The organism is Paenibacillus sophorae (assembly GCF_018966525.1).
Lineage (GTDB): Bacteria > Bacillota > Bacilli > Paenibacillales > Paenibacillaceae > Paenibacillus_AQ > Paenibacillus_AQ sophorae.
This window is the reverse complement of record NZ_CP076607.1, coordinates 2451517-2475133: the sequence shown is the minus strand read 5'-3', so window position 1 is coordinate 2475133 and position 23617 is coordinate 2451517. Positions and strand designations below refer to the sequence as shown.

The window sequence follows — 23617 nt, the reverse complement described above, 5'->3', positions numbered from 1 at the left end:
GCCGTTTGGTTTCAAAAATTACCCAGTATGATGTTGTTGTACATGCTATCATTGAACAGGAAAATGTCTTGTGAGACCACCGTTATTGATTTTCTTAAGAAGGCTAAATTATAATCCCTAATATTTACACCATTTTTACAGGATACCCACTCATCCGTTTCCCAAAAAGGAGGCTCACCATGAAAACCTTATTAATCGTCGAAGATGACCGCAGCTTAAACAAAGGAATTGCGCTCACCCTTTCCCAGAATGATCTAACCATCAATCAGGCTTACGATTTAGCTACGGCCAAGCAGATGATTACCTCTTATAAAATCGATCTCATTATTCTGGACATCAACCTGCCGGACGGCAGCGGGCTGGATTTCTGCGAGGAACTCCGCAGAACGTCGCAGGTGCCTGTTATTTTCCTCACCTCCAACGATATGGAGTCCGACATTGTGACCGGCTTTGCGCTGGGTGGCGACGATTATATCACCAAGCCGTTCAGCCTGATGGTGCTGCGGGCCAGGGTGATGGCCGTTCTGAGACGGACCGATCCGTACAGGGAAGATACGGCAGCGATAGGTCCATTTTTTTTTAATTTTGGCAAAATGGAGTACTACAAACATGGCTGCCCTTTGATCCTCAGCAAAACCGAGCAAAAACTATTGAAAGTTTTGATTGCTAACGCGGGTAACATTTTGACCAGAGAGCAGTTAATAGATAAAACGTGGTCCCAGGATGCTGAATTTGTAGATGAAAATGCATTGACGGTGGCAATCAAACGGCTTCGGGCCAAACTGGAGGACGAGCTTTCTTCACCGAGATATATTAAAACGGTCTACGGACTGGGTTACATGTGGACAGAAGGACAACATCCATGACGACAATGAGACAGGCCAGGTATTTCAAACAAATCAACCTTATATTCTCAATCCTTGTTATATTTCTTGTGTTGATATATACCGGCAGAATTATGTTTCTTAAAGGAATCGACCCAGCCCTGCTGGGACTCTCTGTTCTATTCATAAGCTGCATGCTGGCACTTGGAGCCACGTGGGTATGGTTATGGAGCCGCCGCATTGCGAACTATATCCAGACATTGGATGCTGTAATTGATGCTGCGATTTCGGGCCGGGGGCCTGTCACCAATTATGACGAGACGGCTCTCTCTTCCATGGAACATAAACTCCTGCGATACATAAGCGTCTCCCAAGCAAATGAGCAAACTATTCAAATCGAGAAAAATAAAATCAAAACGCTGATTTCAGATATTTCCCATCAGGCCAAGACTCCCCTCTCCAATATCATAGTGTACAGCCAATTGCTTGAGGAAATACCAGGGCTGGACAAGGAGCCGCGGCATTATGTAAAGAACATTAAAGTACAATCGGGCAAGCTGGACTGGCTTATCCAATCTTTGATCAAGCTGTCACGGCTGGAAACCGGGATGATCTCGCTGCAGATCGAAGCAAGGCCGCTTTTGCAAACCATTACAAAGTCGCTGTCTCAAGTGTATGTCCTGGCGGAAAGCAAACAAATTGAGATTCGGATTGACTGCGCGCCGCAACTCATGGCCCGGCATGATGCCAAATGGACAACCGAAGCGCTTTTCAACTTGTTAGAGAATGCAGTGAAATACACGAAGCCAACCGGCAGTATTCAAATCACAGCTGAGAGTAATGAAATGTTCACCCGCGTGGATATCTCGGATACGGGAATCGGAATCGGTAAGGAGGAACTGCCTCATGTTTTCAAGCGGTTTTATCGGGGACAGCAGGCGCGTGAAGCCGAAGGCGTTGGAATCGGGCTGTTTCTGGCGCGGGAGATTATTACGGCACAAGGCGGTCATATCACAGTAACCTCGGAGTCCGGTAAAGGCACAGTGTTCTCACTCTTTTTCCCCCAGCTGTGAACCGAAATATGTCATTACCGTCAGATTTCAGACACGCTCCGGTCAGATTGATTTGGTACCTTTAGACGGTGAACAGATAAATCTCATTGGGGGAGAAGAGTTATGCCTATTTTACAAATTGAACATTTGAAGAAGCATTATGGAAAAGGCTCCACTTCCGTTAAGGCTCTGGACGACGTATCACTAACAGTAGAAAAGGGGGAGTTTGTCGCGATCGTCGGCACCAGCGGCAGCGGCAAAAGCACACTCCTGCATATACTTGGCGGACTGGATCGGGCCACTGAAGGCAAGGTTTACGTGGACGGGAACGATATTTTTGCGATGAGTGATGAGAAGCTGACCATTTTCCGGCGCAGATCGGTGGGTTTCGTCTTTCAGAACTACAATCTGATTCCCATTCTGAATGTGCGGGAGAATATCGTATTGCCCATTGAGCTGGACGGAGGCAAAATAGATGAAGCCTATCTTGATTTGGTCATCCGAACTTTGGGCTTGCAGGAAAAGGTGAACAATCTGCCTTCGAATCTGTCCGGCGGCCAGCAGCAGCGGGTAGCGATCGCCAGAGCTTTGGCTACCAAACCATTCATTATTCTGGCGGACGAACCGACAGGCAATCTGGACAGCAAAACAAGTCAGGAAGTGCTTATTCTGCTAAAACAGATGAGCGAAAGATTCAACCAAACCATCGTGATGATTACGCATAACGAACAAATTGCCCAGTCCGCGGACCGGATTATCCGCATTGAAGATGGCACCATCGTCTCCGGCCATCCCCGGAGCTCTGAGGTGAGCCGGCCATGATCAGAACGAACAATCGCAAGACCATCTCCCATCTCGCCAAAAAAAGCCTCAAAGCCAACCGGCCCCGTAATCTCACGATCATTTGTGCCATCGTGCTGACTACACTTTTGATTACCGCCGTATTCACCATGGCCTTAAGTATCAATAAATCGATGGAACGTGCGCGGATGCAAACGACCGGTGGTGATTATCACGGGAGCTTCAAATATTTAAACCCTGCTGAATTGGAGAAACTAAAGATACACCCCTCTATTAAGGAATATGGAGTCTCTCTTAGGGCAGGTGATATAAGCACCCCTATTTTCAAGAACAAACGCGTAGAGGTTCTACGTATTGACGATAACTACGTGAAACATTCATTTATTCATTTTATAGAAGGCGGGCTGCCTACCCGCGAGGACGAAATTGTCCTGAATACATGGGAACTCGATTTACTTGGGGCCAAACATCAGCTAGGCCAGGTTGTAAAGCTGGATATCGATATTGGGGACAATGAGGTCATTAGCCAAGACTTCAAAGTCTCAGGTTACTATGAAGCGGACAAAAATTTGGCCATGTCGGGTTTAGCGTTTGTTTCAGAGGCTTTTACAAATAAAAATATTTCCCGGATTGATCCGGATATCTCTGAGGCAAAGGGTTCTTATGTAAATACCTCCCAGTTATTGGTTCTATTCAACAATTCATTTGACATTGAAAAAAAATTAAAAGAGATTTTGACTGATACCGGATTAGATGTGGAATATGGAGTAAATCCTGCCTATACCAGTGTAACTCTTTTCGAAAATCTGATGAATATCGTTCCTTATGCAGTTGTCATTCTCATCACGATGCTCAGCGGCTATTTACTAATCAATAATATCTTTTATATTTCTGTCGTCCGGGATGTGAAGTTTTACGGGCTGCTGAAGACCATCGGTACTACACCCAGACAGTTGAAAAGGATTATCTCGATTCAGGCCCGTCGGCTCTATCTCATCTCTCTGCCCTTCGGGCTAGGGGGAGGATATTTACTGGGCTGCCTCGTTACCCCCATTGCCAATTCCTTTTCGAGTAGTTCTGCGAATACTACCTATTCCGCCAGCCCGTGGATTTTCGCAGGAGCGGCAGCGTTTTCGTACATAACAGTCTGGATAGCGTCAAGTAAACCGGGCCGGATGGCCTCGCGGATCTCGCCGGTAGAGGCCGTGAAATTTGCCGGAATTAGCAACGTCGGAAAGAAGAAATCCAAGAAATCGAAGCGTGGAGCAAAGCTTCATAATATGGCATTGTCTAACCTGTTTAGAAGCAAAAAAAAGCTGGTGTTGATGCTCTCTTCGCTTTCGCTAAGCATCGTCTTGTTCAGCACGATCTATACAGTAATCTCTTCTTTGGATGTAAATAAATATCTGGGATCTTTTATATCCGGTGATTTTGTCGTTCAAAATGAAGTATTAGTCAGTATTACAGGAACGCGCAACGGAGATCCGTATAAATTGTCGCCAGAGTTTTGCGGCAAATTGGGTGAAATTAATGGAGTAAAGAGTGTGGATCAGGTTTACTATCGACGTGAATCTTTTCCATTAAATAACAACATCCGAGCCATTCTGGAACCGTTAGCTGCCACTTCTAAACCAGATCCCTCCGTCCCCTGGACTTTAAACGAAGGAAAGATTCCTATTAAAGTCTATGGAATAGGCTCTGGTTGGTATGATCTGGTGCATAAGGATGTTGTCGAAGGACATTTTGATAAACAGAAATTCAGCTCAGGAAACTATGTGTTAATTACGGAGGCTATTACACCGGATGATTCAAATCCGGTAACCTATTATCATCCTGGAGATAAAATTTCATATCATGATTTGGGTAAAAGTTACGAAGTGATGGCGGTGTTGAAGCAATATGCTCTGTATGCCGCAACAACAAAAGGCTATCCTGTGAACGGCTACAATGCCTTCCTCCCTGCCTCCGAGTTGCAGAAGGAGTTACCTAAAGGCAGCGAACCATCCATGATCGTATCCGCCACGCTGCATGCCGATCCGGGGAAGCTGGATGCGGTGGAGCAAGCCGCCAGGACTTTGACCGATGCTACAGATGAGCTGACTTTAAAATCAAGAGAAGATTACAAAGCAGAACTCGGCGGATTCATCCGCATTTTTCAAACAATAGGCTACGGTCTTAGCATAGTCATTGCCCTCATCGGTATCCTCAATTATGTGAATACAGTGCTCACCGGGGTTATCTCGCGCAGGAATGAGATTGCCGTGCTGGAAAGCATCGGCATGACCAAAAAGCAGCTAAAACGTATGCTAATTTATGAGGGACTCTACAACGTGCTCTTTACCGTCCTCCTCACATCAACACTCGGGCTGCTGCTGACGTATAACATTTCCAAAAGCATTACGGACGTGCTGGCCTTTACAGTATTCCGAATGAGCTGGCTGCCGTTTATCCTGCCCGTTCCTGTTTTGTTAATAATCGCTTACACCGTGACGCTAAGAGCGTACAAAACGTTATCCCAGGCGACTATTGTGGAACGGCTGAGAGAAACGGAATAGCGCAGGAGTACTGATTCAAGAAGAAACGGCTTCGCCGTCCTTTTAGTAGCTTAAGCTTCCGAAGTGGCGATACGAGTATCGCTTTTAGGTACCGTTTCTCGTAGAAATATAAGACAAATTGATAAACGCTCAGCTTATAAATGCTTATATTTTCAAAAAAAGGGCGCGGCTTAGCCGCTGCCCTTAATGCTTGCTTCCTTCTGTCTTGCTTGATCTTCATATTCCGTTACAACGACATTGAGTAGATTTCAACCGCATCTTCCCGCTGAAGCTTGCGGAAGTTCCCGAACGGACCGAAGCGGATCGCCTTGTCGGCCATTGCTTCGATATGGCTTGCATCAATATCGTAATCCGCCAAGCGGCTTGGAGCGCCGATGGAATCCCAGAAGCGCCGCAGGGCCGCGATGCCTTCAAGACCAACCTCGCGGTCGCTTTTGCCGGAAGGATCTAAGCCGAACACGTTCACCGCAAGCTGACGGAACCGCTCAGGGCTTGCATCCAGGTTGTACTTCATCCACTGCGGGAACAGAATCGCCAAGCCGCCGCCATGCGGGATATCGTACACAGCCGAGACGGCATGCTCAATATTATGCGTAGCCCAGTCTCCGGCAAAGCCCATGCTCACCATACCGTTCAGAGCCATTGTGCCGCAGTATAGAATCGTCTCCCGCAGCTCGTAATTCTCAAGGTCATTTACCAGTTTAGAGCCGGCATCCATCATGGTCCGCAGCAGCGCTTCACAGAAGCCATCCTGAACAGGCGTATTGCCATCCGTGTGAAAATAATGCTCCAGGACATGCACCATCATATCCACAACGCCGTACACGGTCTGATCGCGCGGCAGAGAGAAGGTCAGCTCGGGATCGAGAATGGAGAATGCCGGGTAAGCGTAAGGGCTGCTCCATCCTATTTTTTCCATCGTTGCTTCGTTTGTGATCACCGAGTTGCTGTTCATCTCCGAGCCGGTCGCTGCGATCGTCAGAATGGTGCCGAGCGGCAGCGCCCCCTGCGGAGCCGCCTTGCGCTCCACGAAATCCCACATATCTCCTTCGTATTTCGCGCCCACGGCGATTGCCTTGGCGCAGTCCAGCACGCTGCCCCCGCCGACGGCCAGAATCAGATCGATACCGTTACTGCGGCACAGATCGACACCTTTATGTACGGTAGACAGCCGAGGATTCGGCTCTACTCCAGGTAGTTCCGTTACAATCGCTCCGATGCCTTGAAGCAGCGCGGTTACCTTATCGTATAATCCGTTGCGTTTAATGCTGCCTCCTCCATAGAGAAAGAGTACATTTTTTCCGTATTTGGGAATTTCGGTGGTCAGCGCTTCAAGCGTGCCTTTCCCGAAAATCAGCCGGGTTGGATTATAAAATTGGAAATTACGCATTAGTTATGCCTCCATAAATTAGGATGAGTGCTGAATCTCTATATTATAGCCCCCCAGCATTTACCATTCAAATAAGCGGAGAGTACGTACCTGTTTCCAAGAAAAAAGCCGGCTTCTCCTAAAGAGAAACCGGCCATTCCGAGCCTGCCTTGCTTATTCAGTCTGCGCCAAAGCTATTGATGAAGCGCCGGAAAGCTTCCCGGCCTTCGGACGAGCATTTATACACGCCCGCATGCTCCAGAATTTGTGTAAATTTGATGCCGACCTCATTCCGGACCGTCTGGACAGCCTCTTCGCGGTCCATTGCCGTGCCGAAGCGCCCGGTCAGTTCCGAGATCCAGTCCGCATGCTGGGCAAGCGGATGATCCGCGCCTCTAAGGACCGCTTCGAGCTCCGCCGTATTGCCGGCGAGAATGTCTGCGACCCCATCCAGCTCATTCTTCAGCCGTCCCGGCAAAATTGCCAATCCCATGACTTCGATCAGGCCGATATTTTCTTTCTTGATGTGGTGCATCTCCCGGTGCGGGTGGAAAATGCCCTCGGGATGCTCTTCGCTGGTCCGGTTGTTGCGCAGCACCAGATCCATCTCATAGCCGCCGCTTTCGCTGCGCCGGACAATGGGAGTAACCGTATTGTGGGGCTGCTGCTCGCCGCCTGCTTCCGTGAAGGCCAGAATATCGGCCGCAGGATCGCTGTAGCTTTTCCACGCTTCATAAAGATCGTTTGCGCATTCCAGCAGGATATCCGGCTCCTCCCCATTCAGACGGATCACCGACATCGGCCAATTAACGAGTCCCAGAGTAACTCCCGTATAGTTCGGATGCTTGAAGGTCTGCAGGGTAGGAGCCTTTTGAAGTGCAAAGGTATGGCGGCCTCCCTGAAAATGGTCATGCGTCAAAATGGAGCCACCCACAATCGGAAGATCCGCATTGGAGCCGATAAAATAGTGCGGGAACTCGCTCACGAATCCAAGCAGCCGTTTCAGCGAGTCCTTCGTCAGCTTCATCGGCACATGGTCGTGATGGAACACGATGCAGTGCTCGTTGTAATACACATATGGCGAATATTGAAAGAACCATTTCTCGTTATTCAGTTCGATTGGTATCGCCCGCAGATTCTGCCGGGCTGGGTGGTTAAGCCGTCCGGCATAACCGATATTTTCCCGGCAGAGCAGGCATTTCGGGTACACGGGCGGCGGAAGCAGCCGCGCCATGGCGATTTCCTTCGGATTTTTCTCTGGCTTGGACAGATTGATCGTCATCTCCAGATCGCCGTATGGCGAAGGCTGCAGCCAGTAGACGTTCTTCGAAATGCGGTCCATGCGGATATAGTTGGAATCAATGCTGAGCTGATAGAACCGGTCGGTCGCAGCAGCCACGCCTGTTTCGGCGCTCAGCCGGTAAAACTCCGCGTTCACTTCCGATGGACGTGCCAGAAGAAGGCCCATGATCTTGGCATCCAGCAGATCCCGGTAAGTGTCGCTGTTCTCCGGAATCAGCCCTATTTCAAAGCCGTAATCGATCAGAACATCCAACGGAGCCTGCGGGCCTTGCAATTCCGTATCATCGACTTTCCCGGTATAAGGCTCGCTGAATCTGAACTGCTCCAGCAGCATATTGCGGCTGTAATCGGTGTCAGACGGTTCGATCAGGCGCCGGCGCGATGCGAACATCACGAGCTGTTCAATGGCATGCAGCGCCAGATCGGCCCCGGAAGCCGTTGTATTTTTTTCGATAGCCATGACGTTGTTCTCCTTTATACCGGCTGTCATCTGGGTGGGCTTCATCAGGCTTCTCCGTACCCTTGCGGATGAGACGAATGCCAGTTCCAAGCGCTGCGGATGATCTCCTTCAGATCGGCGCGCGACGGATTCCAGCCCAGTACGCTGCGGGCTTTATCGGATGAGGCCACAAGCACAGCGGGATCGCCCGCGCGGCGCTCCTGAATGGCAACCGGAATGTCAAGGCCGGTCACTTCCTTGGCCGTTTCGATCACTTCCTTGACGGAGAATCCCAGGCCGTTGCCGAGGTTGAATACGCTGCTCCCGCTTCCGCCGCGCAGATAGGTTACAGCCCGGACATGGGCGTCCGCCAGATCGCTGACATGGATATAGTCGCGTATGCACGTACCGTCCTTGGTCGGGTAGTCGTCACCGAAGACGGCGATGCTCTCGCGCTGCTTCAGCGCGGTCTGAAGAACGAGCGGAATCAGATGGCTCTCTGGACGGTGATCCTCGCCGATCTTACCGCTGGCATGCGCTCCGGCGGCATTGAAGTAGCGCAGCGCCACATATTTGATCCCAAGCACCTTGTCGAACCACGACATCATCCGCTCCATCGTCAGCTTCGTTTCACCGTAGACATTGGAAGGCTGGGTACGGTCCGTCTCTTCGATCGGCACCTTCTCCGGTTCGCCGTAAGTCGCCGCGGTGGAGGAGAACACGATTTTGTTCACGCCGGCCTTCTGCATGCCTTCCAGCAGACACTGTGTGCCATACACGTTATTGTCGTAATATTTTACCGGGTCCTTCATGCTCTCTCCTACAAGGGAGCTCGCGGCAAAGTGAATGACCGCTTCAATCTCGTTCTCGGCAAACAGCTTGGCGAGCAGCTCCTTGTCCCGCAGATCGCCCACGTACAGCTTTCCTCCCAGAAGGGATTCCCGGTGTCCTGTTACCAGACTGTCCAGCACCACAACCTCTTCACCGCGGTCAAGCAGCTCTGCTACCGTGTGGGAGCCGATATATCCCGCTCCGCCCGTCACCAATATAGCCATCTCACTTCACTCCTTCCAGTTCTCTAACCCCATTGCCGATGCCGCATACGTAGAATTCTCCCGTAAGGCCCGTTCTTTCTTTATAGGCCTTGCCCACTTCGGCAATAAAGCGTTCGATATCGTCTTCATGCACCAGCGAAACGGTGCAGCCGCCGAAGCCCGCGCCCGTCATCCGCGAGCCGAGCGTGCCGGGAATGCGCTGCGCTTCCTCTACCATAATGTCCAGTTCGGTACAGCTTACCTCATACAGATCGCGCAGCGAAACGTGAGAGTCGTTCATATACTGTCCGAACTGCTTCAGATCATTATTTTTAAGCACCCGGACAGAGTCAAGCACACGCTGGTTCTCCTCGACTACATGGCGCGCGCGCCGTCTGACCGTTTCATCTGTAATTTTGTCCGCATGCCGTTCGAATTCATCCGGCTTCAATTGCGCCAGGAAACCAAGGGAAGGGACTTCTTTACGCAGCGCCGCGAGCGCCTCGTCGCACTGCTGACGGCGTTCATTGTATTTGGAATCCACCAGCCCCCGGCGCTTGTTCGTATTGCCGATAACGAGTTTATATGAACCGGTAATGAAAGGCACCAGATCATATTCCAGCGTATCGCACATAAGCAGAATGGCATGATCCTGTCTGCCATTGGCGACAGCGAACTGATCCATGATACCGGAGTTTACACCGACGTATTGATTCTCCGCCCGCTGAGACAACAGCGCGATTTCCACCGTATCGGTATCGCCGCTCTCCAGCGTCAGGAAAGCGAACGCCGTAACGACTTCGATGGAAGCCGACGATGACAGGCCCGCGCCGTTCGGGATATCTCCATGGAAGAACAGGTCGTACCCCTGCGATACGGGATGCCCTTTTTTCTTCAACTCGACCATTACGCCGATCGGATAGTCCACCCACTCGCCGGTCTTTTCTCTGCCGATGTCGGTATAATCAATGGAGAATTCATATGGAAAATTAGTTGAAGCGAACGTCACTTTGCCGTCGCCGCGCGGCCGTACAATCAGTGTCGTGCCAAATTCCAGCGCCGCAGGCAGAACATATCCCCCGTTATAATCGAGATGCTCGCCGATCAGATTGACCCGGCCCGGCGCATAGAACACTTTCTCCTCCAGGCCGCTTGTCCCGTATTTTTCAATGAATGCTGCGCTAAGTTCTTGTATACTCATCGATTCGCCCCACCCTTTCTCCGCTTATCCTGCTTGGACTGAATATTCAGATGCTTCATGCTTATAGTATAATAAAATGGTTCTTTTCCTGTAATGCAATCATGTGTGTAATGTATGGATAAATGTGACTTTACCCAAGGATCAGAGAGAAAGGGATATGTGGATGGAACAAACCTATTCCGTGGCCTCCAACCCGGTCTATTACGAAGAGCAGAGCCTTCATGTACTGTTCGCGGGAGAAAGCCAGACGCCGCCGCTGCACCAAGTCGGACCGAAAATCTACGATTATTTCCTACTGCACTGCATCGAAACGGGAGCAGGAGCATTTCGCACGGAGCAGCGCACCTATGAGCTTGGACCGGGGGACTGCTTTCTCATTCAGCCCGGCCAGCTGGTCAGCTATGTATCCGACCTTGCGCAGCCATGGAGATATAGATGGGCGGCCTTTTCCGGGACGGATGTGGACAGACTTGTACGCGAAGCCGGCTTCTCGCCCGAACAGCCGGTGGCGGCGTGCGGCGACAGTAGTGTCATTCCAGAAGCGCTTGCCGGAATCATGAAGACTTTCTACGCAGGCCGGGAGAGCGGTCACTTGACCTCGCTTGGACTGCTCTATCTGACATTGGGAGAAGCCTCCGAGATGCTGAAGGACCATTCACGCCTGCGGGGAAAGGATTCGCAGGTGAAGCGGACGGTCAAGCAGATGATTCACTATATGTCCTCCCAGTATGCCCATCCTGTCTCTATTGAACAGATGTGTGCGAGCCTCGGCTATAACCGGGCTTATCTGTCGCGCATTTTCAAAGAGGAAACGGGCCTGTCACCCGTTACCTATCTGCTCAAGCTGAGGATCGACAAGTCGCGCCAGCTGCTGCGCGAGCGGCCGGAGCTGTCGGTGGAGCAGGTAGCGGCATCGGTCGGATTGACGGACGCCCTGTACTTCTCGCGCCAGTTCAAGCGCTTCTGCGGCCAGTCGCCGACGGCTTACCGCGTCGTCACGGCGAGGCAGCGGGATCTCTAGCCGCTGCTTATCGGCTAATTGTCGTTTTCGGTCTTCAAAATAATCTCGATCCGGTCCAGCTCCTCCGCCGTGAATTCAAGATTGGACAGCGCCGCCACGTTCTCTTCAATCTGACTGATGCGGCTGGCGCCGATCAGCGCGGAGGTAACTCTGCCGCTTCGCAGCACCCAGGCCAGCGCGAACTGCGCCAGGCTCTGGCCGCGCGCCGCGGCCATCTGGTTCAGCAGCCGGACCTTCCGCAGCACCTCCGGCGTAATCCGGCTCTCGTTAAACGCGGCCGAAGGCTTGACCGCCCTGGAATCTTCCGGAATGCCGTTAAGATATTTATTCGTCAGCAAACCCTGCGCGAGCGGCGTAAAAGCGATGGTTCCGGCTCCATGCCGCTCCAGCATATCCTGCAGCCCATTCTCTATCCAGCGGTCCAGAAGCGAGTACCTTGGCTGGTGAATCAGCAGCGGGGTGCCGAGATCCCTCAGTATGGCGATTGCGGCTTCCGTCTGTTCGGCGGAGTAGTTGGATAATCCGGCATACAGGGCCTTGCCTGAGCGGACAGCCTGGTGCAGCGCCCCCATCGTCTCTTCAAGCGGCGTCTCCGGATCGGGCCGATGGGAATAAAAAATGTCCACATAATCCACTCTAAGCCGCTTCAAGCTTTGGTCCAGACTAGACAGTACATACTTCCGCGAGCCCCATTCGCCATACGGTCCCGGCCACATATAGTATCCGGCTTTGGTCGAAATCACCATTTCGTCACGGTATGGCGCCAGATCTTTGGCAAGTACCTTCCCGAACAATTCTTCGGCTGAACCTGGGGGCGGCCCGTAATTGTTGGCCAAATCGAAATGGGTGATGCCCAGATCAAACGCCCGGGTTATCATTTCCCTTCCGTTCTCATAGGAGTCAATGCCCCCGAAATTGTGCCACAGCCCAAGCGAGATGGCCGGGAGCTTTAATCCGGACTTCCCGCAACGGTTGTACCGCATCGCTTCATACCGCTCGTCGCTTGCCACATAAACCATGCGTATCCCTGCCTCTCGGTCTGGTATCCTTGCACCATTTTTTATAATGTTCGGAGCGGTCCGACTATCTATTCTTAAACTGCCGAATGTCATTATAATCACCACATGGGTGAAGAGAGGCGAAACCGTCAGCCCAGCATCTCGCTTATTCTGTCCATCGCCCACCCGATCCGATCGGTAATGATCAGGTCCGCACGCGAATCGTAAGACGTCGGTTCGCCGTTGAGCAGCGCTGTATGCTTGCCTTGAAAATATTGAATAAGACTGGCTGCGGGCTGCACGGTCAGCGAAGTTCCTCCGATGATGAGCAGATCGGCGTTTGCAATCGCCTGGACGGAATCGGTCAGCACCTTGTGGTCCAGCTCTTCCTCGTAGAGTACGACATCCGGCTTAATGATGCCGCCGCATTCCGGACAGCGGGGAACGGTCTCTTCACTGCCAGTAATCGCATCCAGTCCGTAATAACGGGAGCAGCTCATACAGTGGTTGCGGTGCACGGACCCGTGAAGCTCCAGTACGCGCCGGCTGCCCGCTTTCTGGTGAAGACCGTCGATATTCTGCGTCACGACCGCGCTTAGGCGCCCCTCCCCCTCGAGGCGGGTAAGAAGCTGGTGGGCGCCGTTCGGCTGGGCATCCGGATGAAGCATCTTGCCCCGGTAAAAATCAAAAAAAATGTCCGGCTTTGACATGAAGAAGCTGCGGCTCAGCATTTGCTCGGGCGGATATGGCGAAGACTTCTCCGACAGATAGAGCCCAGCCGCTGAACGAAAATCGGGAATGCCGCTTTCCGTGGATGTTCCGGCTCCTCCGAAAAAGACGATACGGCTGCTTTCCTGTATCCAGGAAGCTAAGGTTTGCAATGAATCCATAGCTTGTAACCATCCTTTCTCCTGTAAAGTCATACTGAAACGGTAAGCTCGGTAAAATCGCGGACGACAGTATCGGCGTCCGCCAAATGCTCCGCGGTTCCCGCCGCCGATGATATGCCGATGGCTAGGCGGAGACCCGCTCCCCTGCCCATCTGCATATCGGCGTTGCTGTCGCCGATGACGACGGTCTCTTCGGGCAGGGTTCCCAGCTCCCTGCAGGCGGCTTCCGCCATTTCCGGAGCCGGCTTGCCTTTGACCACTCTGTCCCTTGTCACCACCGCGCCGAAATAACCGGAAATGCCGAGCCATTCGAGATGCTCGGCCGTCGTATGCGATTCATCCGACGTTACCACTCCCAGTCGAAGCGAAGCCTGCGCGCACTGCGCAAGAAAGGGCAGCAGCCCGGGCAGAGGCCTAGCGGCCCGGCGCTCGCGAAGCTTGTTCATCGCATCCTTGGCAATGCCCATCACCCGCACTATCGCGTCATTCCAGGGAACGCCCGCAGCATAGAGCTGCCAGGCCAGAATGCCATAGGTCTGCTCAACCGTAGCCATCGGGAGCGGTCCGCCGGGATCATACCCGGTGATTCGGCCTTTCGCATCCCGCACGGTGCCTAGCAGCAGGTTCTTATCGCCCGTAAAGCCGGCGCCGATCAGCGCCATGTGGGTCTCCATATCCCGAAGCACGGACTCCGCCCATGTTCCCCACATTTCCATCAGATCAAGCAGCGTGCCGTCCTTGTCGAACAGGATGGCTTTGCAGGGCACCGAAATGCCGTTCACATGCAGTAGAGGCACTTTCGCTTCTCCCTTCCGTCCTTATGTATTTCAACCTTGCGTCCGTCCCGGCTGCCGCAACAGCCGCAGGAGCCGAAGCTGCCTGGCCCGCCTCGGGACTAACGCAGATTGCTCATCCAATCAAGCAGCGCCCGCACCGTTTCGGCCTGCTGCTGATCCTCGGAAATCGTCGCCTCTCCGTCTCCCTTTTGGGGTCCGTAGCTGCCGAACTGGGCGTGATTGCCTCCTTCAAGCGAATAGTACACGGTGTTGTCCGGCAGATAGGCTCTGCCCTCACGGTATTTCTCTCTGTCCAGAACTTTGTCCTCGGTGCCTAGTACCGACAGCGCCGCCAGGGTCGTCGACTTCAGACTCCCTTTTTCGTCCGGATAGGAAGCCAGAAAGAACACGCCGGCCAATTCGTTCGGGTGGCTGGCGGCAAACCGCGAAGCCATGACGCCTCCGAGCGAATGACCGCCAAGCACAAAGGACAGCTTGGGATGCACGCGGATAATATCCTCGGCCGCGTCGCTTCTGGTCACCGCGAGATTGAGCGGCATGCGGGCGATGTAGACGGGATGTCCGGCCGCTGCCAGCCGTCTGGCCAGCGGCGCATAGGCTTCGACCTCGACCAGATCGCCCGGATAAAATATGACTCCAGTCACGCTCGCATTGGAAGGCTCGAAGGAAATCCAGTTGTCATTCCGCTCCACGAGGATTCCCCTGCCGGAGACGAGGGCCGTTTCGGCCTGGCCTTCCGGGGTGTAAGGCTTCAAATAGAACCAGAGAGTCACTGCCCCAGCCGCGACAAACGCCAATAATAAAATGAGACCGCGCTTCGTACGTTTTTTAATCAAGATGTCCACTCCCAGGATACCGCATACGTCCCTTAATTCTTAAGGAAAATTATAGAGGAATCGATACACGCAAACAACCTTAAGCACTTGACGCGTCCGGCCTTATTAGTAGTACTTTCATGCGCTTGTTTGTGATAAACTTAACATCGTCCGGTAGAAAAACCCGACTCTTTATGATAAACTCTACTAATAGGAAAAACCGCTATTTTTATAGAAACGGCGTCGACCACCCTCTTTCTCATAGAGCTGGTGTTCTTTCTATAAACCGCAGCTTCGCGGCTCTTCAGAGAGCAGTGCGTTAATGCGGCAAAATATTGGAATTGCAATTGAATAAAAGGGGGAACTTTTTAGTATGGCAGCCAAGAAAATGCGTTCAGACATGATCACGAAAGGCTTCGACAGGGCTCCGCACCGCAGTCTGCTGCGTGCAGCCGGAGTTAAGGATGAGGATTTCGGCAAACCGTTTATCGCGGTATGCAACTCCTATATCGATATCGTTCCGGGTCATGTGCATCTCCAAGAATTTGGAAAAATCGTTAAGGAAGCAATCCGCGAAGCAGGCGGCGTTCCTTTCGAATTCAATACGATCGGCGTAGACGACGGCATTGCGATGGGACATATCGGCATGCGCTACTCACTGCCCAGCCGCGAGATTATCGCCGACTCCCTGGAAACGGTCGTATCCGCGCACTGGTTCGACGGCATGGTCTGCATCCCGAACTGCGACAAGATTACGCCGGGTATGATGATGGGCGCGCTGCGCGTCAACATCCCGACCATCTTCGTCAGCGGCGGACCGATGAAGGCCGGCGTTGACAGCAAGGGCCGCAAGCTGTCGCTGACTTCCGTATTTGAAGGCGTAGGCGCCCACCAAGTCGGCAAGATCGACGATGCGGAGCTGCTCGAGCTCGAACAATACGGCTGTCCGACCTGCGGTTCCTGTTCCGGCATGTTCACCGCCAATTCCATGAACTGTCTGGCCGAAGCGCTGGGCCTCGCCCTGCCGGGCAACGGCACGATTCTTGCCGTAGCGGAAGAACGCAAGGAATTTGTGCGCAAGTCCGCCACGCAGCTGATGGAGCTGATCAAGCTGGACCTGAAGCCGCGTGATATCGTGACCAGAGAGTCGATTGATAACGCATTTGCCCTGGACATGGCAATGGGCGGCTCCACCAACACGGTGCTCCATACCCTTGCACTCGCTCAGGAAGCCGATATTGAATACCCGCTGGAGCGGATCAACGAAGTGGCCAATCGCGTACCGTACCTGGCCAAGCTGGCTCCCGCTTCGGATATCTTCATCGAAGATGTGGATCGTGCGGGCGGCGTCAGCGCCGTACTGAACGAACTGCTGAAGAAGCCGGGCACACTGTTCGGCGACTGCATGACCGTTACCGGGAAAACGCTGGCCGAGAATGTCATCGGACATGAAATCCAGGATACGAGCGTTATCCACACGCTTGACAATCCTTATTCCCAGGTCGGCGGATTATCCGTCCTGTACGGCAACCTCGCTCCGGAAGGCTCCATCATCAAGGTCGGCGCGGTTGACCCTTCAGTGGGCGGCTACCATAAAGGGCCGGCAATCTGCTTCGACTCCCAGGAGCAGGCGCTGGAAGGCATCGCCGGCGGCAAGGTCAAAGAAGGCCACGTCGTCGTAATCCGCTATGAAGGTCCGAAAGGCGGACCGGGCATGCCGGAAATGCTTGCCCCGACCTCGCAGATCGTCGGCATGGGCCTCGGAGCCAAAGTCGGCCTGATTACCGACGGCCGCTTCTCGGGCGCTTCCCGCGGCATCAGCATCGGGCATATCTCGCCGGAGGCGGCGGAAGGCGGACCGATCGCTTTTGTCCGGGACGGCGACATCATCGAGCTGGATCTGAATAACCGCAAGATCGAGCTGCATGTCAGCGATGAAGAGCTGGAGGAACGCCGCAAAGACTGGAAAGAGTTCGAACCGAAGGTGAAGACAGGCTACCTGGCCCGCTACTCCAAGCTTGTAACGAACGCCAGCAAAGGCGGCGTGTTGAAAATCTAGTTCGAAGCACAGCCGAAATCAAAAATCAAAGCAATAACAGCAATAAGCCCGGAAGGCGACCGTCGATTGACGATGCCTTCCGGGCTTTTTTTATCCGCAGATCTACGCGATCAGCTCTCAACCTCGCCGGTTGCGATTACATCCTGGTACCAATAGAAGCTGTCTTTCGGCGTACGGGCAAGCGTATCGTAATCCACATGAACCAGACCGAACCGCATGCTGTACCCATAGGCCCATTCGAAATTGTCTAGCAGCGACCAGGCAAAATACCCTTTAACCGGAATGCCATTCGAGATGCAGCGGTGAAGCTGGAGCAGATGCTTGTGCAGATAACCGACCCGTTTCGGGTCCGCTACGATTCCGTTGTCCGGCCCGTCGTTGTAGCAGGCCCCGTTCTCGGTGATGTAGATTGGAATGTCGCCGTACCGATTGTTAATATAGCTTAGCACTTTGTAAAAGCCTTCCGGATAAATCGGCCAGCCGATATCCGTCCGGTCATCCCCCATTTCCACCGGCTCGCACGCCGTTAGACCTGCGCTTTCTTCGTATTTTGCCAATGATCCGGAATAATAGTTGATGCCCAGGATATCGATCTTCTCATGGATGAGCTCCATATCCCCTTTCAGGATCGGCACCTCCGCTCCCTTCTCACGGAACCATTTTACCAGGAAAGACGGATACTCGCCCTTAAATACCGGGTCCATGAACCACTCCACATAACAGCCGTTCTCCCGTTTGCAGGCTTCGACATCCTTCTTTCGGCTGCTGTACGGCTCCATCCAGGTTACATTGGGCGCATAACCGATCTCTCCCGGAAGCTCCAATTCCCGAAATTTCCGTACCGCGCTGCCATGGGCAAGCAGCAAATGGTGAGCAACGGTAACGGCAGTCTGCAAATCCTTATTTCCTGGCGCATGTATTCCCTGGTAGTTGGAAAGAAACGACACACACCAAGGCTCGTTGATCGTTAACCATTTCTTGATTTTTCCTCCCAGGCTGCGGAACAGCGTTTCGGCATAAGCGGCAAAAGCACCCACCGTATCCCTGTTCTCCCATCCCCCCGAATCCTGGAGAGATTGCGGCAGGTCCCAATGATACAGCGTGCATACAGGCTCGATTCCATGCCCAAGCAGAGCGTCAACGAAAGCATGATAGAACTCAAGTCCTTTGGCGTTAACCTCTCCCGTGCCTTCCGGAAAAATACGCGGCCATGCGATGGAGAACCGGTATGATGTGATTCCGAGTTCCTTCATCAGGGCGATATCCTCTAGGTACAGATGATAACTGTCGCAGGCGACATCCCCATTGTCCATGTTTTCAACCTTGCCTGGAATGCGGGAAAACGTATCCCAAATCGACATCCCTCTGCCGTCTTCATTGTAAGCCCCTTCAATTTGATATGCAGCGGTTGCCGCGCCCCAGACAAAATCCTGTGGAAACTGTACGGTTCTCATTGGTATGACCTCCTATTGTAATTAGGCTGACAAATAATACTCCAACACTTCTATTTTACATTTTTGGAGAGTCGATGAGAATGATATTTATTTGTTTTTTGAAACATGTCTGTGAATCGGCCGTACAAAAACATTAAAATAGCAGCGGACACAGCTTTATCGGGACAAAAGAAGGCCCTCCTCCGGCAAAGCGCCGCCTGTTCCGCCGCAGCGGACCGGATCAACGTCTGCAAGAAAAGGGCCTGTTGTGGCGAAAATGGAATTAATGGGCGTGAGCGCCGGGAAATTCCTCTGCCGCCATATCATTCTCAAGTACCGCAGCGGCATCCTGCTGCTTGCGCAGCTTCGTCCCGGTACACTTTTGTCCATAGTTATCAAGCAATTGAGACACCGGCATCAGGATCATCTTGGGGACGAGCGCCTCGCTTCGTTCTTTCAGCCTCGCTCCGCCGGCCGGATGAATAACGCCCAGAAGGATGCTGAGGTAGAACTTCGTAAGCCGGGCAAACAGGCCCTCCGGCAGATCCTTGACGGTAAAACCGAATTTCTCCGGCCCCCGGTTAATCATGGTGACACCGTACAATGCCTTCGCTCCCGCGAGCGACTCGTCGCCGGCAATAATCTCGGCGAGAACCGGCATATCCTTATCCATCCGCCGGATCATCCGGATTGCGAGCTGAGCTGCGGAACGGGACTGTATGCCGAGCTCAAAGAGCTGCCGGTTGTCGACATGAATCTCAATGATGCTGTCACCCTTGGTCAGCGTCATTCCGCGGTCCAGCGAGATCGTCTGGCCCTGGTATTCGCGAAGACGGTAATGCAAAAACGGCAGAGTTGGCGTTACGGTCCGCAGACGGAACATGAGCCGGAAGCACCGCTCCCAAGTTAGCCATATCCCGACGAGCAGCCGCTTGCCGAAGGACATCCGGGACAGCGGCGAGTTCTCGGCAGCCTTAATCATCTCGTCGATCCGGATGCTGCGCAGCCCACGGCTCTTGGCTTCTTCCAGAGTGCGTTCCAGTGCGGACAGCATATACTCCGGCGCTTCGGGATCGGCTCCCATCGTCAAGCCGCAGTCATGCAGCAGCATGACTTCGCCGGGATTCAGGCGGGCCAGCATTTTTTCCGTCAGCCGATCCGTTCCAAGATTCTTGCGCCAATCGCCGAACATCGCCGACCATAGTACGATTTTGACATGATGGCGCTTCGAGAAATCGAACAAATTGACGATACCCCAAGGCGGACGGTAGTACGTGCTGCGCTCGCCGGTAACCCCGTATATAATATCGTTGGTGCGCTGAATTTGCTTGCGGACGGTGCTGGGACGCATCAGCCAGTTGCTCTTGTGGACGTAGTTATGAATACCGATGAGATGGCCTTCGTCATGCATGCGGCGAATCAGCTCAGGATGCCTCTCGGCATGGGAACCGACCACAAAAAAAGTAGCCTTGGCTCCATGCTTGCTGAGCAGATCAAGCAGTCTTGGCGTATACTTTGGGTCGGGCCCGTCATCGAATGTGAGGGCAAACTCCTGTACCCCGGTTCCTTTTCGGAAGACGCGGTAACCGAAGAGCCGGCTGATAATGCCGGGAATAAAAGCATAAAATGTCGAGATGTAGAACAACCAGAGCAGCAAAGTCTCCATTTTTCTTCCCCGCTTTTCTCCAGAGTTGACTTTAGAGCCGCTCTTACGTCTGCCAGCTGCCAGGCGGAATGCGGCCAAAGTGAGATCTTCCGCCTAAGTGCGGACGTGAAATCAAAAACATTACCCCCTATTTTACCACAGCTGTCAAAGAAAAAGACGGTTTTTTGGTAAAATCGTGTACAATGGAATACAGGTCTGTGAAAGAATGAATTCAAACTGTAAAGGAGTCGTTAAATCCATGCTGCCACTGTACAAAAAATATTGGCGTACCTTTTTCGATATCGGGCTGCTCGTGCTAACCGTCTACCTGGTCATGCTCGCCTTCAGCAAGCTGTACCAGCTGGCCGCTCCCGTGTTCCTCTCCTTCTTCGTGTTCATGCTGATCGAGCCGCTGGCGCGCTTCTTGAACCGCAAGGGGCTGCCCAAGTCATTCGCCTCCGCTATCTCCGTGCTGCTGTTCCTGATCCTGCTGCTCGGGACGCTGTTCGGCGCGGGGCTGCTGATCGCATCGCAGGCGCTGCAGTTTCAGGATAACCTGCCCCATTATACATATGTAGTGCAGCAGCATTTTATGGAGCTCACCACCTGGCTTCAGCAGAAAATCGAGAATCTCCCGCCCGATATGACCGAGAAGCTGAACGGCTATTTCAAAAGCGCCACTAATCTTCTGTCGGGCTGGCTTATTGTTTTCTTCAAATATATGATCGGCGTTCTTGGTACGTTCTCTTCGTTCATGGCCAATTTCGGGGTTGCCATCATTCTCGCATTCTTTCTCAGCATGGAGATCAAGGATTGGCGGCGGATCGCGCATGACAAAATGCCGAAGACGTTCAAGACGGCCTACCATTTCCTGCAGGGCAACGTCTTTAAAGCCATCGGCTCCTATTTAAAAGCGCAGCTGATTCTGATTTCGATTACGTTCGTCATTGTACTTGTCGGCCTGTTCATCCTACAGTCCGGAAACGAACTCACGATGGCGCTCGTCTGCGCGGTGTTCGACGTGCTGCCTCTGCTGGGCGTGTCAACGATTCTGATCCCCTGGATCGTCTATCTGTTCATCGTCGGGAACACCCCGCTTGCGATCGGGCTTATCATCCTGCTGGCCGTCGTTCTGATCGTCCGCCAGCTGCTGGAGCCGAAAATTACCGGCAACTCCATCGGCGTCTCTTCGGCGTTCCTCATGCTGTCCTTTGTCATCCTGTCGACTTCGGCCTTCGGTGTGGCGGGACTGATTCTGTCACCCATCCTGTTGATTCTGCTCAAAGAGCTGCTGCAGCAGGGCTATCTCCAGCAGTGGATTTCCCTCCCGCAGGAGGAATTCATCGTGTCTCCGTTCGCTTATAGCGACGGGAACGGAACTGCGGAAGACGTTTCTGCCGCGGAACGCGACGCCGGTATCAGGCATGAGGGGACCCGGCCAGAAGGTCCATGACCTCGCCGAACAATCGGGTCGCGGTGTGGGGGCTTCCCGGAGCCGCGTTCTTGACCAGCACCGCAACCGCATATTTGGGCTGCACAGCCGGACCGAAGCCGATGAACCATTGATTGTTGCGCGAAGCGCCCTTGACCATAGTCTGCGCCGTGCCGGACTTGCCCGCAAGCGCCCAGCGCGCGCCGCGCAGCGACTGTCCGGTGCCTTCCGTCACCACCCGGCGCATCCAGGACCGCAGCAGCTTCGCGGTCCGCTCCGAGATGCGCCCTTCGGCAGCGGGCGCCAGATGAGGGGGCAGGTCCATCAGCTTCTGCCCATTGGCGAAATCTACTTCGCGCAGGATTCGCGGCGCGCGAACCTCGCCGCCATGCAGCAGCGTGACGACCAGGTTCGCGGCCTGCAGCGGCGTCACCCTGGAATCACGCTGGCCGATGGCCGTCTGCACCCGGACTCCCCCGTCATCGGGAAGCAGCGTCCGAAAGACGGTCCCGCGCTGCTCCCCGGAGAGCGGCTGCAGCATCGCCAGGCCGAGAACCTGCTCCTGCCGCCAACCGATGTCCCTGCCGATGCCCAGCGAGAGCGCCGCCGTCTGGAGCTGACTCGCGGTCAGCCGCTCCGCAAGCGAGGCGAACACGGTATTGCAAGACAAGGCGAAGCCCTCTTCCAGCGTCAGTGCGCCATGCCCGTCCTCTTTATGGCAGGATAGTCCGTATCTGCCGTAGGCTCCGTAGCAGTGGAACACCTGTCCTGGCGAAGTCAGGCCGGCTTCCAGCGCGGTGGCGGCGGTGACGATTTTAAAGATCGAGCCGGGCTCCGCCGCTTGCAGCGCCCGGTTGTTCCATTCTCCGCCTTGCGGAGAAATGTCCTTCGGATCGTAGAATGGCAGCGACACCATCGCCGTTACATCGGCGGATTCCGCGTCTAGCACCACGACTGCGCCTTCCTTGAGCCCGTCCTCCTGCGCCAGCTGTTCGATGCCTTCCTGAAGACGGCTGTCGATGGTCGTGTGAATCGACAGCGGATAATACGGATTGGACGGCGTCCGCACCGTCAGCCCGCTGCCTGGCAGACGCTTCCCCTGCGCATCGACCCTGGCATATACTTCGGTATGTCCGATCCCGCGCAGCAGGGGCTCCAGCGTCTTCTCAAGCCCAGTTGTTCCTTCCAGCGGCACCCGGAGATCCGAGGGGTTATTCTTTTGGACGAATGCTTCCTTATCGCCTTTCTCTCGCGTCTCTTTATTTGGTACGGCTTCGGACAAATGGCCGAGCCACTGCCGCCCCGTAAGGCTGCCGCCCGGCCTGCGGGCAAACGGCATAACCCGAACGCCGTCAATGTCAAGCCTGCTGATTTCGTCTGCCTGCTCCTTTGTGAGCGCAAGCGGTCCTTTGCCTGACTTTGCGGGCCACAGGAAGGGCTGCACCAGCTTCTCTCTTTTTTCTTGAAGCTGCTCATAAGATACGCCGAGGACCCCTGCCAGCCGGCGTAGAGAAGCGGAATCCCCGCCGCCGTCCGTCGCAGGCTTTCCAGCCTCCTCCGGGAACAAAGCCGCCGTCCAGACCGTTTCTCCGGCCAGCGGCAGACCATGGCGGTCGTACAGCCGCCCCCGCCCGGTATCGAGCACAATCTCCCGTTCGCTCTGGATCTGCGACATTTTGGCCAGAGGGTACTGCCCTCCCGGAACCTGGCGCCCGCTGATAACGAACTGCAGCCAGGCGAGGCGCAGCGCAATCAGAGTAAATGCGGCGGCTAGAAAATAGATGGCGGCATACATTCGCTTGTTTCGTTGATGACGTTTGTTCTGCATCTTACTGCCTCCGGACCGAAATTTTTCCTATTATACCCAGTGTGTGCAATAAGATGCGCAATTTGCGAATTATATGCGCAAAGAGCCTTTCGCGGCGGCGAAAGGCTCTTCCTGATAGATCA

Annotated in this window: 18 protein-coding genes; 7 read left to right on the top strand and 11 right to left on the bottom strand. The window is 53.7% G+C overall.

Annotated elements, in window-relative coordinates; all coding sequences use genetic code 11:
• The first annotated feature begins 179 nt into the window (after positions 1 to 179).
• From KP014_RS11645 to KP014_RS11630, 4 genes are all read left to right on the top strand, one after another.
• Positions 180 to 866, top strand: a complete 687-nt coding sequence (locus tag KP014_RS11645; RefSeq protein ID WP_036605278.1) for a response regulator transcription factor — start codon at positions 180 to 182, stop codon at positions 864 to 866.
• A 152-nt stretch (positions 867 to 1018) separates the two neighbouring features.
• Positions 1019 to 1897 carry a sensor histidine kinase gene (locus KP014_RS11640; protein WP_246590707.1) on the top strand — a complete coding sequence of 293 codons (879 nt, stop codon included), beginning with the start codon at positions 1019 to 1021 and terminating at the stop codon, positions 1895 to 1897.
• A gap of 102 nt (positions 1898 to 1999) precedes the next feature.
• A complete protein-coding gene (locus KP014_RS11635; RefSeq protein ID WP_036605277.1) occupies positions 2000 to 2698 on the top strand; it encodes an ABC transporter ATP-binding protein in 699 nt (232 codons plus the stop codon).
• Entirely contained in the window at positions 2695 to 5232 is a 2538-nt protein-coding gene (locus KP014_RS11630; protein WP_036605275.1) for an ABC transporter permease, read from the top strand. Before KP014_RS11635 ends, KP014_RS11630 begins: the two co-directional genes overlap by 4 nt.
• 226 nt (positions 5233 to 5458) lie before the next feature.
• Here KP014_RS11630 and KP014_RS11625 read toward each other — a convergent pair whose 3' ends face one another.
• The 4 genes from KP014_RS11625 to KP014_RS11610 form a co-directional block, all read right to left on the bottom strand.
• Positions 5459 to 6622, bottom strand: a complete 1164-nt coding sequence (locus KP014_RS11625; RefSeq protein ID WP_036605273.1) for an iron-containing alcohol dehydrogenase — start codon at positions 6620 to 6622, stop codon at positions 5459 to 5461.
• Positions 6623 to 6779: 157 nt separating this feature from the next.
• Positions 6780 to 8363, bottom strand: a complete 1584-nt coding sequence (locus KP014_RS11620) for a UDP-glucose--hexose-1-phosphate uridylyltransferase (RefSeq protein ID WP_090834130.1) — start codon at positions 8361 to 8363, stop codon at positions 6780 to 6782.
• A 44-nt stretch (positions 8364 to 8407) separates the two neighbouring features.
• Positions 8408 to 9397, bottom strand: coding sequence for a UDP-glucose 4-epimerase GalE (gene galE, locus KP014_RS11615; protein ID WP_036605271.1), 990 nt, complete (start codon positions 9395 to 9397; stop codon positions 8408 to 8410).
• Position 9398: 1 nt separating this feature from the next.
• Positions 9399 to 10577 carry a galactokinase gene (locus KP014_RS11610; RefSeq protein WP_036605269.1) on the bottom strand — a complete coding sequence of 393 codons (1179 nt, stop codon included), beginning with the start codon at positions 10575 to 10577 and terminating at the stop codon, positions 9399 to 9401.
• Between the two features lie 163 nt (positions 10578 to 10740).
• Here KP014_RS11610 and KP014_RS11605 point away from each other — a divergent pair, with 163 nt between their 5' ends.
• Entirely contained in the window at positions 10741 to 11598 is an 858-nt protein-coding gene (locus KP014_RS11605) for an AraC family transcriptional regulator (RefSeq protein WP_090834129.1), read from the top strand.
• A gap of 14 nt (positions 11599 to 11612) precedes the next feature.
• Here the strand turns inward: KP014_RS11605 and mgrA are convergent, their stop codons facing one another.
• The 4 genes from mgrA to KP014_RS11585 form a co-directional block, all read right to left on the bottom strand.
• Complete coding sequence (gene mgrA, locus KP014_RS11600) at positions 11613 to 12617, bottom strand: L-glyceraldehyde 3-phosphate reductase (RefSeq protein WP_036597134.1); 1005 nt, start codon at positions 12615 to 12617, stop codon at positions 11613 to 11615.
• A 128-nt stretch (positions 12618 to 12745) separates the two neighbouring features.
• The gene (locus tag KP014_RS11595) at positions 12746 to 13486 is read right to left on the bottom strand and encodes an NAD-dependent protein deacylase (RefSeq protein ID WP_036597133.1); all 741 of its coding nucleotides are present in this window, start codon (positions 13484 to 13486) and stop codon (positions 12746 to 12748) included.
• 29 nt (positions 13487 to 13515) lie between these two features.
• Complete coding sequence (locus KP014_RS11590; RefSeq protein ID WP_036597135.1) at positions 13516 to 14283, bottom strand: HAD family hydrolase; 768 nt, start codon at positions 14281 to 14283, stop codon at positions 13516 to 13518.
• A 98-nt stretch (positions 14284 to 14381) separates the two neighbouring features.
• Positions 14382 to 15128: an alpha/beta hydrolase gene (locus KP014_RS11585; RefSeq protein ID WP_246590706.1), complete on the bottom strand. Its 747-nt coding sequence runs from the start codon at positions 15126 to 15128 to the stop codon at positions 14382 to 14384.
• A gap of 343 nt (positions 15129 to 15471) precedes the next feature.
• Here KP014_RS11585 and ilvD point away from each other — a divergent pair, with 343 nt between their 5' ends.
• A complete protein-coding gene (gene ilvD, locus KP014_RS11580) occupies positions 15472 to 17157 on the top strand; it encodes a dihydroxy-acid dehydratase (RefSeq protein ID WP_036596903.1) in 1686 nt (561 codons plus the stop codon).
• Positions 17158 to 17267: 110 nt separating this feature from the next.
• Here ilvD and KP014_RS11575 read toward each other — a convergent pair whose 3' ends face one another.
• A complete protein-coding gene (locus tag KP014_RS11575) occupies positions 17268 to 18611 on the bottom strand; it encodes a GH1 family beta-glucosidase (protein WP_036596901.1) in 1344 nt (447 codons plus the stop codon).
• Between the two features lie 262 nt (positions 18612 to 18873).
• Positions 18874 to 20256: a polysaccharide deacetylase family protein gene (locus KP014_RS11570; RefSeq protein WP_036596910.1), complete on the bottom strand. Its 1383-nt coding sequence runs from the start codon at positions 20254 to 20256 to the stop codon at positions 18874 to 18876.
• A 238-nt stretch (positions 20257 to 20494) separates the two neighbouring features.
• Between KP014_RS11570 and KP014_RS11565 the strand changes: the two genes are divergently transcribed.
• The gene (locus KP014_RS11565; protein ID WP_090834079.1) at positions 20495 to 21688 is read left to right on the top strand and encodes an AI-2E family transporter; all 1194 of its coding nucleotides are present in this window, start codon (positions 20495 to 20497) and stop codon (positions 21686 to 21688) included.
• Here KP014_RS11565 and KP014_RS11560 read toward each other — a convergent pair.
• Positions 21654 to 23495 (bottom strand): peptidoglycan D,D-transpeptidase FtsI family protein, encoded by a 1842-nt coding sequence (locus tag KP014_RS11560; protein ID WP_036596899.1) that lies wholly within the window; start codon positions 23493 to 23495, stop codon positions 21654 to 21656. The two genes, KP014_RS11565 and KP014_RS11560, sit on opposite strands and share 35 nt — an antisense overlap.
• Positions 23496 to 23617: the final 122 nt, after the last annotated feature.